Raw genomic sequence first — 12,294 nt, 5'->3', positions numbered from 1 at the left:
GGCGTTCGCCCTGATGAAAAATCAGAGCGAATATCAACCCAAAGGGTGGGTTATGGCTTGATCACAACCATAGAATCTCCCACCAGGTTTTGCGCTTGCGGGCAAATATCGACGCCTATACGTCAGATGATCATTCAGATCATGGCCCTGCATGATCAAACCTCGCTGCGCCCTCCCCCATTCGCCACCCTGATCACATCCGCCATCACCGCAATAGCGATCTCCGCTGGAGTTTTACTGCCCAGGTTCAAGCCGATCGGCGCGTGAATACGCTGCAACTGCGCCTCTTCCAGACCACCAATACGCACCAGCCGCTCCATGCGTTTTTCACTGGTGCGCCGCGAGCCCATGGCGCCGATGTAAAACGCGTCGGTTCGCACGGCCTCCATCAATGTAAGATCGTCCAGCCGCGGATCGTGGGTCAGTGCAACCACCGCTGTCGCAGCGTGGCAGCCACCTTCGGCAATGAACACTGACGGCAAAACCTCTTTTATTTGGACTCCGGCCATAGCAAATCCGGCAATGACCTCAGCACGTGGATCACAGAGAATCACTTCATAGCCTAAGGCCACAGCGAAACTGGCGCAGAACTCCGCCACGGGAGACAGCCCGGCAAGAATCAGCCGATACACGGCCCCGACTCTGATAAACACTTGATCACCCAGCACTGAAACCCGCGCCTCTTCCATGCTCGCCGGGCGAATATCGCGTTCAGTGCCGTGCAGGCGCACGCCCCTTATTGCCAACTCCCGCCCAGCGAGGGCGTGATCTATCGCTGCCAGATGTGTCTCGCTGTCTTTGCCTGGTTCAAGGTACTCGACCAGAACATCCAGTACACCGCCGCAGGGCAATGCCAGATTGGGTGCCAGTCCGCCATCGCCGTAGCGCACGATCTGATTCACCTGCGGAAAATACCGTGCAGCCAGTCGCTCGAGGAAATCATCCTCGACGCAGCCCCCTGAAAGCGAGCCGCGATGCTCGCCCGTGGATAAAGCCACCAGCATTGCTCCCGGTCCACGCGGTGCAGAGCCGTAGGTCGAGAGGACCGTGCAGAGCCAGATCGGCTTGCCAGACGACAGCCACTCCCGAGCTTGCTGAATGACCTGCAAATCTAGCTGCTTCATCGTTAAAACATCCAACCCTGCGCCGCTTGAAATAAAAAAAGCCACCCCTCAACGGAGTAGAACCGAGGTGGCCTGGATAACTGGGGATCGATCTTCGGATCAACGGATATTCCGGTATTCTTTCTCGCTCACCTGCTCCATCCAGTTCACCACCTTACCGTCCAACGCTTCGGCAATGGCGACATGGGTCATGCCGGTGTTGGCGGCTGCACCGTGCCAATGCTTGACGCCGGGCGGAATCCACACGGTGTCACCGGCCTTTATTATCTGAATGGCCTTGCCTGACTCCTGGACTAGCCCCGTTCCCGCGGTGACGATCAGGGTTTGCCCCAACGGATGCGTATGCCAGGCAGAGCGGGCACCCGGTTCGAACGTCACCGTCGCACCACTTACCCTGGCAGGCTCACTGCCCTTGAACGGCGCATCAATCCGCACTGCGCCGGTAAAAAAGTCCGCCGGGCCCTTGACCGAAGGCTGTGATCCGTTAGGCGTAACGGTCACCGGCATCGCCTCCGCGTAGGACTCGAACGCGACTAGAGAGAGCGATAAAGCAGCAGTTGCAAGTGTTCTCATGATGACCTCACTGGTATGTATTCAGCGCTGAACCGTGGATGCGAGCGCCGCAACCTCAGCCTTGAGCACCACGATTTGCAAAGACTTCTTTCAACACCGGCACTGCCGACATTGCCTTTGGCCAACCGGTGTAGAACGCCAGATGCGTCACCACTTCAGCCGCCTGTTCGCGGGTCAGACCGTTGTCCATGGCGCGGTTGAGATGGAACGGCAGCTGTGCCGCCTGGCCCTGAGTAATCAATGCAGCAACGGTCACCAGGCTGCGATCCCGCGCCGTCAGGCTGGTTTGTCGCCACAGGTCTGCAAACAGCACGTCATCGGTGAAGCGCCCGAGCTCCGGGGCTACATCTGCCGTCGCAGCAGCAACAGCTGCTTTACGCCTGGCTTCGCTGGCGGGGTCCAGAGTCAGCGGCTCAGTGGCCGGTGGCACGATCTGGTCTGCAGGAATGCCCCGCTCGTCAAAGACCTTTTTCGCCACGCCCACCGCGGACATCGCGTTCGGCCAACCGGAATAGAACGCAAGGTGGGTAATCAACGCGCTGATTTCACTGGGCTTGAGACCGTTGTCGAGACCCAGTTTCACGTGGCTGGTCATCTGGGCGGTCTGTCCGCCGGCCACCAGCGCAGACAGGGTGATCAGGCTACGATCACGAGGCGACAGTTCCTTGCGCTTCCAGACTTCGCCGAACAGTAACTCAGTGGTGTATTGATAAAGCTGAGGCGTGACTTCCAGGACATCAGGCGATGGCTTTGGGTCAGGCCTGGCTCTGGATTCGCTGCCGTCGGATGCAGCAGCGAAAAATAGAGTGGCAAACGCGGTTGCTAGCAGCTTCATGCATGGGCCTTTCAAGTAGATGAATGTGCCCGGGATCTGGCCCCGGCGGGTAAATGATCCTTGGACGTTAAAGCACTGAAAGGACCAGAACTATGGGCGATAACCGCATGCAACGATGAGTGGAATTCACCAATACTTTTCAAGGCTTGTAGCGCAACGCATCAACCACCATAGAAAACGCCAGCGAGGCATGACGCCGGTTCGGGTAATACAGGTGATAGCCCGCGCACGGCTGACACCAATCGTCGAGCACAGCCACCAATCGGCCGTCTAAACCAGCCGCAGCCGAGCCACACCATTAAATAATCAGAAAACATAATTAAACTTACAATCAATCAATAAAATACATATTAGCTTAGAAGCAAAAAGCCTTTTACAGCAGCCAACCATAAGAATACGGTCTTAGAAAGACAGCCTGACCCTGCGCTCTTGTCAGCCTTCCCATCTGCCCAACTCCCGCTGTGTAAAGGATCCATCCATGCATCTGAGACATTCCTTGGCAATACCCAACCGCGCCCCAGGCGTTGCAATACACAGTCTCATGGGTCAAGGGTCGAGGATTGCGCGATGAGTAAACGTTTCCCGTTACTTCGCCTGCTGGCTGCCTGCGCCACCGCCGCCACCCTGCTGGGCTGCTCACCGTCCGCTCAGGATCTGGAAGCCAGCAAGACCCTGAAGATCGCTTTCTTTCGCGACAACACCACACTCGTCAGCCTCGATCCCTTCCAGGTTTACTGGCTGGAGCATCGCGTAGTTTTGCGCAACGTTGCCGAGTCGCTGACCGATCAGGACCCGCAAAACGGCAAGATCATTCCCTGGCTGGCTGAAAGCTGGGAAGTCAGTGATAACGCGCTGGAATACACGTTCCATCTGCGCAAAGACGTGACCTTCAGCAATGGCACGCGCTTCGACGCTCAGGCGGTCAAAGCAGCCTATGACTCCAACAAAGCCTTTGCGGCGCAACTGCCTACCACGTTCGGCGCGACTTATCTGAAGGGCTACGATCACGCGGAAGTCGTCGATGACTTCACCGTGAAGCTGGTGTTGTCCACACCGAACGCGGGATTCCTGCAAGCCACTTCAACCACCAACCTTTCGATTCTGGCGCCGGAATCCTACAAGCTCAGCGTCAAGGAACGTTCGCTGGGCGCCATTATTGGCACCGGGCCGTTCGTGCTGGAGCGCTATACCCCGGAAAGCGGCTTGAAGCTGGTCAAGCGCAAGGGCTATGCCTGGCCGTCCGCCAATGCGAAGAACAAGGGCGAGGCGCACCTCAATACCGTCGAGGTCAGCTATGTGCCGGAGGAAAGCGTGCGCAACGGCCAGTTCGTACAAGGTCAGGTGGATATTCTCTGGCCTCGCGCGCCCTTCTCTGAAGTCGATCTGAACCTGTTCAAATCCAAGGGCGCCACGATTCAGAGCCGTTCGCTGCCTGGCCCGGCGCTGAACTTCTACCCTAACACCCGTGGCACGCGCATCCTCGCGGATCGCAATGTGCGGCTTGCGCTGCAAAAAGGCATCGACCGCAAGACCTATGCCGCGACCGTGTACAACCCGCAGTTCCCGGTGGTGACCAGCATCTACGACGTGACTACGCCGTATTACAAAAACAAGTCCGACCAGTTGGCCTACGACCCGCAAGGTGCGGAAAAGCTGCTGGATGATGCAGGCTGGCAAAAAGGTCAGGACGGCTATCGCAGCAAGGACGGCAAACGACTCAAGCTGGTCTACAACTTGTCGCCAGCGGAAACCGCAGGCGATGTGCTGATTCAGGACCAACTGCGCAAGATAGGCATCGAACTCAAGCTCAATGTGCTGACCACCGCTGAATGGGCGGCCGCCAACGCCTCGGGCAACTATGACCTGACCTCCACCTACATGACCCGTGCCGACCCGATCATTCTACAAACCATTATCGATCCACGCTCGGCCAACAGCTCGACCCTGGCCACCAACCTGTATGCACCGGAAACCCTGCCCAAGGCACTGGAACTGTTTGATGCGGGCCTGACTGCCACACAGGCCGAACAACGCGCCAAGGCTTACGGCGATCTGCAGGATCTGTTGATCGAAGAAGGCTCGGCATTCCCGATCTACGAGCGCGTCTGGCAGGCCGCGACCGCCAAGAAAGTCCATAACTTCTACTGGACCGCCGAAGGCTTTGCCCTGCTCAACGACATCGAGATCGCAGCGCCATGAGCCGCTACGTGATCGGCCGGATTGGCCAGGCGCTGCTGGTGTTGTGGGGCGCGTACAGCGTGACGTACCTCATCCTGTATTTACTGCCGGGTGACACGCTGTCGATCATGCTCAGTGCGTCGGGTGTCGAAATCGACGCGCTGTCGCCTGAAGAAATCGCCAAAGCACAAGCCTATTACGGTCTGGATGGAGGGATTTTCCAGCAGTACTTTCACTTGCTGTGGGGCGCGGTCCAGGGTGATTTCGGCAGCTCGCTGACCCTCAACCGCCCGGTGGCAGAATTGCTCGTCGAGCGCTTGCCGCAGACCCTGGCGCTGGCCGGTCTGGCCATCGTGTTTTCATTGATTGGCGGCATCGGTCTGGCCTACCTCACCGCTTATGTACGCTGGCAGCCGCTCAAGGTCGCACTGGCCCGATTGCCCTCGCTGGGCTTTTCGGTGCCAGTGTTCTGGATGGGGCTTCTGCTGATTCAGTTATTTGCCTTTACCCTGGGCTGGTTTCCGGCCACCGGCAATCAGGGTTTCTCCAGCCTGATCCTGCCCGCCGTCACCCTGGCGATTCCCAGCGCTGCGGTTTATGCCCAGGTGTTGCAACGCGGCTTCCAAGGTGTCTGGAAAGAACCCTACATCATTACCGCCTACGCCAAAGGCCTGAGCCGTGCCCAGGTTCAGGCCCGGCATGCCTTCAAGAACGCGGCATTGCCGTTGCTGACCCTGATTGGTCTGCAAGTGGGCAATACCGTCTCCGGAGCCGTACTGGTCGAGACGATCTTCGCCCGTTCTGGAGTCGGTCGCCTCGCGCAAGAAGCCGTATTACGCCAGGACATCCCCGTGGTACTGGCAATCGTCGCAGTTTCGGCGGCGGCCTTTGTTCTGATCAATCTGATCGTTGACCTGCTCTACCCCGCCCTCGACCCACGTATCGCCCACACACCAAAGGTCTCCTGACGCCATGACTATTTTTGATAATCGCCTTGAACGTCTGGCCCGCAGTTTCACCAAAACGGATCCGGCACCGCCCGCGCTGTGGCGCCGCCGCAGTCGTTTCAGCCGCGCACTGGAGGCCACCCAACCGCTGTTGCGCCGACCAGGCTTCGTGCTGGCGGTGGCAATCATCGCCTTTGCGTTGTTGTCCGCCGTGGCGCCTAACCTGCTCACCGACTTTGCGCCTTACGCCACCTCCCCCATCGACAAACTCACTCCACCCAATGGTGTGCATTGGTTCGGCACCGATGAACTCGGCCGAGACCTCTACACCCGCGTGGTTTACGGATCGGGCCTCTCGGTACAGGCAGCATTGCTGGCCGTGGGCATCGCGCTGGCGGGTGGCTTGAGCCTGGGCATCGTCTCCGGTTTCGCTGGCGGGCGCATCGATGCCGTGATCATGCGTTTCATTGATGTGCTGCTGGCCCTTCCAGGCCTGCTGCTCGCGCTGGCTATCGTTACCGCGATCGGCTTCGGCACCATCCCGGTGGCCATCGCCGTGGGCGTAGGAATCATCCCCGGTTTCGCCCGCACCACGCGAGCCGAAGTGCTGCGCATCAAAACCCTGCCCTACGTTGAAGCGGCGCGTCTGGGCGGCGCCAGCTGGACCCGGACCTTGCTGCGCCACATCCTGCCCAACGCTTGGGGCCCTGTGGCCGTGCTGGCGACACTGGATTTCGGCGCGGCGATTCTCGCGACTGCGGGCCTGAGCTTTCTCGGTTTCGGCGCGGAGCCGCCGGCTGCGGAATGGGGCACGCTGATCGCCAACGGTCGTCACTTCCTGATGACCGCGCCGTGGGTATCGTTGTTGCCGGGGCTGTTCGTCGTCGCCGTCGTATTCAGCTTCAACCACATCGCCCGCACCCTTGAGGAGACTCAACGATGAGCATCACGGATGCATTGATTGACGTGCGTCAACTGGCTGTTGCTTACCGTTTTGGCGGGCAGGTCAATCAGGCTGTGCGCGGCGTTTCCTTTCAGGTCGCCAAAGGGGAAACCCTGGCCATTGTCGGTGAGTCCGGTTCCGGCAAGTCCACCATGGCCAACGCCATTCTTGGGCTATTGCCAGACAACGCCATAGTGACCGGCGGCGAACTGTGGGTTGACGGCACGGACCTGACCCACGCCTCTGAACGGCAGAAGCGCCAGCTTCGTGGCAGCACCATCGGTTTGGTGCCCCAGGATCCCATGGTCGGTTTGAACCCGACGCTGCGCATTGGCAAGCAAATCGGCGAGGCGCTGATTCAGGCTCACGGCCGTCGTTATCCCGCATTGGATGCTGATGTGCTGGAGTTGCTGCAACAGGTGGGTCTGGACAAGCCATTGCTGCGCGCCCGGCAATATCCCCACGAGCTGTCGGGTGGCATGCGCCAACGGGTGCTGATTGCGATTGCTCTGGCGGGAAACCCTCGGCTGATCATCGCCGACGAACCCACCAGTGCGCTGGACGTGACCGTGCAACGCAAGATTCTTGATCACCTGCAACGACTGGTGGCCGAGCGTGGTATTTCTCTGCTGATCATCACCCACGATCTGGGCGTGGCTGCAGATCGCGCGGATCGGGTATTGGTGATGAAAAGCGGTGAACTGGTCGAACAAGGTCCGCCGCAGCAGATTCTCATAAGCCCGAGTCACTCCTACACCCAGGCATTGATCGCCGCCGCGCCCGCTTTCGGCCAGCGCAAGACGCCGGTTGCACCTCGCACTCTGGCGAAGGGGGCGGCACCTATTCTGACGCTGGAGAACGTCGGCAAGTCGTTTCGGTTGCCCTATGTGAAAGGCGAAAACGCTGAATTCCAGGCCCTTGAAGACGTCAATTTCAAGGTCTATCCGGGACAGACGCTTGCCATTGTGGGCGAGTCCGGCTCGGGTAAAAGCACCGCGTTGCGCATTGCGTTAGGGCTGGAAAAGCCGAGTCAGGGGCGCGTGTTGTTCGAGGACCAAGACATCACCCATCTCGGCTGGCGTGACTTCCGCCCGCTGCGGCGCCGCATGCAACTGGTCCAGCAAAACCCCTTCGCCGCCCTCGATCCGCGCTTCACCTTGTTCGAGAGCATCATTGAACCGCTGGTGTCGTTCGGGTTGCTCAAAGGCCGGGACCTGGAACAGGCGGCGCGCAAGCTGATCGAGCGGGTGCATCTGCCGGTGGCTTATCTCGACCGTTTGCCACGGGAGCTTTCCGGTGGCCAGCGACAGCGAGTCGCCATCGCCCGGGCGCTGGCGTTGCAACCGGACTTGCTGCTGCTCGACGAGCCGGTCTCGGCCCTCGACGTGTCGGTACAGGCGCAGATTCTTGATCTGCTGGTGGAATTGCAACGCGAACTGGGCATCGCCTACGTGCTGGTCTCCCATGACCTCGCGGTGGTCGCCAGCGTGGCTCATCAGGTGCTGGTATTGCGCCAAGGCAAGACCGTCGAACAAGGCGCTGCCAGCGAAATTTTCCACCAGCCGGAAGCGGCGTATACCCGTGAGCTGATTGATGCGATACCGGGGCGCAGGTTGGAGGTGGCAACGCAGTATTGAATAAACCGCGGTTTGTTGGAGCGAGGCTTGCCCGCGAAACAGTCGACGAGGTAATTCAGGAACTCCGCGTATTCGTTCTTCGCGGGCGAGCCTCGCTCCAACAGAAAACTTCGCTATCCAGACTGTACCCACCCATCCCACAAGGACAATCATGACCCGCACTATTCTGGCTTTGACCCTCGCCTCGCTTCTCGCACCGGCCCTCAGCCAGGCTGCGACAACGGACATCACTGACGCGCTAGACGCTGAAAATCACGTTGCGGTTTTTGAAGCCGGTGTATGAGTAGTGTTTTTTTGATTTGGAATGCAGCTGTTCTGTGGGAGTGCCTACGTTGGCCTGCAAACACAGTTCCCGTGGGAGCGAATTAATTTGCGAAAGGGCCGGTACATCCGCAACCTGTGTCTCGCCTGAAATACCACTTTCCCGAATGAATTCGGTCCCACCCGCCCATCACTCGCCTGAGGTCACTGCCAATCGGTAGACGGCCGAGACTAAGCGCGCCAGCAAAACCGATCAAATCCGGGTAACGATTTGTAAAACATCACCGACCATCTCACCGACGGGCGCGCTTCTCAAGGGGTTTGGATGTGTTTCTATCCATGACACCTCTGTTACACATTCAAGAATGAAAGGAGTCGTCGCATGCCCGCCCACTCGTTAAGCCGCCGTCACTTCATTCAAGCAAGCTCAGCGCTGGCCGCAATGGCTGCCTTGTCTCCCCTGCTTCCGGCATTTGCGGCGACATCGCTGTTGACCCGCAAGATTCCCTCATCAGGTGAAGACTTGCCGGTGATTGGCCTGGGCACCGCGCGCACCTTTAATTTTGCACTGACTTCAGAAGAGATGAATCCGGCGCTGGAAGTACTCAAGACCCTACTGAATGGCGGCGCAAAGTTGATCGACACCGCGCCGAGTTATGGCGACTCACAGGCCGTCACAGGTGAATTGCTGACCCGCGCCAAAGCCCATGGCCAGGCTTTTATCGCCACCAAGGTTTCGTCAACAGGGCGAGAAGCGGGTTTGCAGCAAATAGAGCAAGCGTTCAAACAACTGCAGACCGAGCGTATCGACCTGATTCAGGTGCACAACCTGCAAGACACAACCACTCAGTTGCAGACATTGCGCGAACTCAAGCAACAGGGCCGTATTCGCTACATCGGCGTGACGCATTACGTCGAATCGGCTCACGATGAACTGCTGGCGGTGCTACAGAAAGAGAAAGTCGATTTCGTTCAGGTCAACTACTCCATTGGCGCCCGCAACGCTGAAAAGCGTCTATTGCCCTGGTGCGCCGATAATGGCGTCGCAGTGCTGGCCAACCGCACCTTCGAGGCCGGTCGACTGTTTGCCAAGGTCAAAGGCAAGCCATTGCCGGATTGGGCATCTGCCGAACTGGACGCCAGTTCATGGGCACAACTGATGCTCAAATTTGTGCTCGCCAACCCAGCCCTAACCGCAGTGATTCCGGCGACCAGCAACCCGCGTTATGCTGCCGACAACCTTCTGGCAGGCCAGGGCCGATTGCCGGACGCCAGGTTGCGTGAGCGGATCGCCGAACAGTTCGCCTGATCACCCAAGCCGGGAGCGTATCCGTGTCCTTTGTTGACCACCCACTGATCCAACGCGCTGCCCGTGTCATCAACGCCGAGCCGGAAGAATTGCGCCCGGCACTAGCTGGCTTTGCGCTCTTCTTCTGCCTGTTCTGTGGCTATTTCATGCTGCGCCCGATTCGTGAAGCGATGGGGATTCAGGCGGGCGTCGAGAATCTGCAGTGGTTATTCACCGCGACATTCGTGGTCATGCTGATAGCCGTACCGTTGCTTGGCTGGCTCAACTCAGTGGTACCACGCGTCCAGTTCGTCGACTGGGTGTACGGATTCTTTGCCATCAACCTGCTGTTTTTTGCCCTGACCTTTGCCCTTCATGACGACAGCGTCTGGCTGGCGCGAGCGTTCTACGTGTGGATCTCGGTCTACAACCTGTACGTGGTGTCAGTGGCCTGGAGCCTCATGGCCGACGCGTTCGATGGCGCGCAGGCACGGCGGTTGTTTGCGTTTATCGCGGCGGGCGCCAGTGTGGGCGGCTTGGTGGGGCCACTGATCAGTGCGTTCTCGATTGACGTGCTAGGCCAAGGCGGACTGGCGCTGTTCAGTGCGTTATTGCTGCTGCTGGCATTGGCACTCAAACGCTACCTCATGGCGTGGCGCGAATCTGGCGGCGCAGGACGGCCCGGTGCACCACCCGCTGAAAACCCGCGTCGGCCAGTGGCGGGCAACCCGTTCAGCGGTATGCTGCGAGTGCTGCGTTCGCCATATCTACTGGGCGTGTGCCTGTTTGTCGTGTTGCTCGCCACTGCCAGCACCTTTCTGTATTTCGAACAGGCGCGTCTCGTGGCCGAGCTGTTTACTACACGTGAGGAGCAGATCCGCGTATTTGGCCTGATCGACTTTGCGGTGCAGGCCGGTGCCCTGGTCTCGCAACTGTTCATCACCGGACGCATCGCTCAACGCTTCGGTATCCGGGTGCTGCTGGCGGGCGTTCCGGCGCTGGTCTGCATCGGCTTCATCGGCCTGGCGCTGGCACCGACCTTCGCCATGTTGGCCGGACTGATGATCGTGCGCCGCATCGGTGAGTACGCGTTTATTCGTCCCGGTCGGGAAATGCTTTTCGCGCCACTGGATGCCGAGACCAAATACAAAGCCAAGAACTTCATCGATACCGTGGTCTATCGCGGCGGCGACGCCATCAGTGGCTGGGCCAAGAGCCTGCTGGACATGCTGGGTCAAGGCACTGCGCTGGTCGCCTTGGTGGGCGCAATCTGCGCGGCGCTCTGGGCGGTTACGGGGTGGTATCTGGGGCGGCGGATGGATCGGGACGTGATCGAAGAGCGCGTGAAACAAACTGATCACCTGGATTGAAATGCGATTCCTGTAGGAGCTGCCGAAGGCTGCGAAGCATTTATCCTGATACACCGCTATCGCAGCCTTCGGCAGCTCCTACAGGGCCGATGTTAGCCGCACGACAGCGCACTGTAGCCCGAGCCTCCTGTCAAACAGGAACCGCAACATCCCCCTGCCCCGTAGCATCCAGCGCCTGGCGTACAAACCCGTTGGCTTTCTGCCGTTCGATAAAGCGCTGCACAAACTCAGCACCTGCAACATGCTGGCGAGGGACGGCAATCGCCTGGCGAATCGAGGTGAACGCCCCTTCCAGCACCCGATAACCTGAATGAGCAGCGGCGAATTTCTCCAGTGGCTGGCGAACCCCGGCTGCTGCGTCCAGCCCCTGCTTCAGAAACAAATCCACTGCCGCAGCTGAGGTTTCTGCGCGATGCAGTTCGGCGTGCTGCAGTGTTCTGCTCAGATAGAGGTCGTAAGCTGCGCCTTTACCCACCGCCAGTCGCAGGCCACTGCGATCCAGATCGTCCACTTCCCTGAACGCAGAATCTGCGGCGACAAGGTAAGTCCCTTCGATGGCTACGTAAGGATCACTGAACGCAATCTGCTCAGCACGCACGGGCTCGATGGCCAGAAATGCAACGCTCCATGCAGCCTGCTCCAGTGCGGCGAACACCTTGCCTGCCGCATCGAACGTAACCATTTCCAGACGCACACCCAATTCCTCAGCCAGTGCTTTCGCCAGCTGTACAGAAACGCCTTGGGGGCTGCCATCGGCCGCCTGCTGCGCGAGCACCGGATTGCCAAAATTGATGGCAGCGCGCAGAACGCCGTCAGGCGCCAGGTCAGCCAGTACCGCCGGGGATATTTCGCTCATGTCTTCTCCTGGTTATTTTAGGCACGGCAAATTGCAACTGTAGGAGCGAGCTTGCTCGCGATAGCGTCAGTTCAGGCGATAATTTTTCCATAGCAAAATGGAATCGCGAGCAAGCTCACTCCTACAGGATCCAGTTCAGCCTAGAACAATGCGTTTGAAATAACGCCCTCAAGCAGCTCAATAATTCGCAATTATTACCAATACCGCAACAGTGTTTTCCCTAAACGCGGAATGACAATTTGTCGCAGGCAGGGCTTTTTTTGATATCGTTGCAAAAGTAAC

General features: G+C 58.9%; 11 protein-coding genes and 1 pseudogene. 7 read left to right on the top strand and 5 right to left on the bottom strand.

Translation table 11 applies throughout. From position 1 onward, the window contains the following. Positions 1-155 precede the first annotated feature (155 nt). From AO242_RS15575 to AO242_RS29750, 4 genes and pseudogenes are all read right to left on the bottom strand, one after another. Positions 156-1,124 carry an XdhC family protein gene (locus AO242_RS15575; protein ID WP_099269436.1) on the bottom strand — a complete coding sequence of 323 codons (969 nt, stop codon included), beginning with the start codon at positions 1,122-1,124 and terminating at the stop codon, positions 156-158. A gap of 99 nt (positions 1,125-1,223) precedes the next feature. Beyond that, on the bottom strand, positions 1,224-1,697 hold the full coding sequence (locus AO242_RS15570; protein WP_176560638.1) for a (R)-mandelonitrile lyase: 474 nt from the start codon (positions 1,695-1,697) through the stop codon (positions 1,224-1,226). Between the two features lie 55 nt (positions 1,698-1,752). After that, positions 1,753-2,532 carry a carboxymuconolactone decarboxylase family protein gene (locus tag AO242_RS15565; RefSeq protein ID WP_099269435.1) on the bottom strand — a complete coding sequence of 260 codons (780 nt, stop codon included), beginning with the start codon at positions 2,530-2,532 and terminating at the stop codon, positions 1,753-1,755. Positions 2,533-2,671: 139 nt separating this feature from the next. Beyond that, positions 2,672-2,803 (bottom strand): annotated as a pseudogene (locus tag AO242_RS29750) (LysR family transcriptional regulator); the annotation flags it as partial. A gap of 296 nt (positions 2,804-3,099) precedes the next feature. Between AO242_RS29750 and AO242_RS15555 the strand changes: the two are divergent. From AO242_RS15555 to AO242_RS15530, 7 genes are all read left to right on the top strand, one after another. Continuing rightward, a complete protein-coding gene (locus AO242_RS15555; RefSeq protein ID WP_099269434.1) occupies positions 3,100-4,731 on the top strand; it encodes an ABC transporter substrate-binding protein in 1,632 nt (543 codons plus the stop codon). Continuing rightward, on the top strand, positions 4,728-5,678 hold the full coding sequence (locus AO242_RS15550; RefSeq protein WP_099269433.1) for an ABC transporter permease: 951 nt from the start codon (positions 4,728-4,730) through the stop codon (positions 5,676-5,678). Before AO242_RS15555 ends, AO242_RS15550 begins: the two co-directional genes overlap by 4 nt. 4 nt (positions 5,679-5,682) lie before the next feature. Then, the gene (locus AO242_RS15545) at positions 5,683-6,600 is read left to right on the top strand and encodes an ABC transporter permease (protein ID WP_099269432.1); all 918 of its coding nucleotides are present in this window, start codon (positions 5,683-5,685) and stop codon (positions 6,598-6,600) included. Continuing rightward, a complete protein-coding gene (locus AO242_RS15540; RefSeq protein WP_099269431.1) occupies positions 6,597-8,237 on the top strand; it encodes a dipeptide ABC transporter ATP-binding protein in 1,641 nt (546 codons plus the stop codon). The genes AO242_RS15545 and AO242_RS15540 overlap by 4 nt, the downstream gene beginning before the upstream one ends. Positions 8,238-8,388: 151 nt before the next feature. Continuing rightward, a complete protein-coding gene (locus tag AO242_RS29745; RefSeq protein WP_257153450.1) occupies positions 8,389-8,520 on the top strand; it encodes a hypothetical protein in 132 nt (43 codons plus the stop codon). 360 nt (positions 8,521-8,880) lie between these two features. Then, positions 8,881-9,807, top strand: coding sequence for an aldo/keto reductase (locus AO242_RS15535; protein ID WP_099269430.1), 927 nt, complete (start codon positions 8,881-8,883; stop codon positions 9,805-9,807). Between the two features lie 23 nt (positions 9,808-9,830). Further along, positions 9,831-11,156: an NTP/NDP exchange transporter gene (locus AO242_RS15530; protein ID WP_257153449.1), complete on the top strand. Its 1,326-nt coding sequence runs from the start codon at positions 9,831-9,833 to the stop codon at positions 11,154-11,156. 130 nt (positions 11,157-11,286) lie between these two features. On the opposite strand, the gene AO242_RS15525 is transcribed toward AO242_RS15530, so the two are convergent. Continuing rightward, positions 11,287-12,012 carry an ABC transporter substrate-binding protein gene (locus tag AO242_RS15525; RefSeq protein WP_099269429.1) on the bottom strand — a complete coding sequence of 242 codons (726 nt, stop codon included), beginning with the start codon at positions 12,010-12,012 and terminating at the stop codon, positions 11,287-11,289. Between the last annotated feature and the right edge of the window lie 282 nt (positions 12,013-12,294).

The sequence above is a fragment of the Pseudomonas sp. ICMP 561 genome, from assembly GCF_002699985.1.
GTDB lineage: Bacteria > Pseudomonadota > Gammaproteobacteria > Pseudomonadales > Pseudomonadaceae > Aquipseudomonas > Aquipseudomonas quasicaspiana.
Note: the sequence above shows the minus strand (reverse complement) of the source record. Positions and strands in the feature narration are given on the sequence as shown.

What these genes read in the sequence shown, in the direction of transcription:
- AO242_RS15575 (WP_099269436.1), bottom strand. Translation starts at nt 1,124, where the DNA reads ATGAAGCAGCTAGATTTGCAGGTCATTCAGCAAGCTCGGGAGTGGCTG.
- AO242_RS15570 (WP_176560638.1), bottom strand. Translation starts at nt 1,697, where the DNA reads ATGAGAACACTTGCAACTGCTGCTTTATCGCTCTCTCTAGTCGCGTTC.
- AO242_RS15565 (WP_099269435.1), bottom strand. Translation starts at nt 2,532, where the DNA reads ATGAAGCTGCTAGCAACCGCGTTTGCCACTCTATTTTTCGCTGCTGCA.
- AO242_RS15555 (WP_099269434.1), top strand. Translation starts at nt 3,100, where the DNA reads ATGAGTAAACGTTTCCCGTTACTTCGCCTGCTGGCTGCCTGCGCCACC.
- AO242_RS15550 (WP_099269433.1), top strand. Translation starts at nt 4,728, where the DNA reads ATGAGCCGCTACGTGATCGGCCGGATTGGCCAGGCGCTGCTGGTGTTG.
- AO242_RS15545 (WP_099269432.1), top strand. Translation starts at nt 5,683, where the DNA reads ATGACTATTTTTGATAATCGCCTTGAACGTCTGGCCCGCAGTTTCACC.
- AO242_RS15540 (WP_099269431.1), top strand. Translation starts at nt 6,597, where the DNA reads ATGAGCATCACGGATGCATTGATTGACGTGCGTCAACTGGCTGTTGCT.
- AO242_RS29745 (WP_257153450.1), top strand. Translation starts at nt 8,389, where the DNA reads ATGACCCGCACTATTCTGGCTTTGACCCTCGCCTCGCTTCTCGCACCG.
- AO242_RS15535 (WP_099269430.1), top strand. Translation starts at nt 8,881, where the DNA reads ATGCCCGCCCACTCGTTAAGCCGCCGTCACTTCATTCAAGCAAGCTCA.
- AO242_RS15525 (WP_099269429.1), bottom strand. Translation starts at nt 12,012, where the DNA reads ATGAGCGAAATATCCCCGGCGGTACTGGCTGACCTGGCGCCTGACGGC.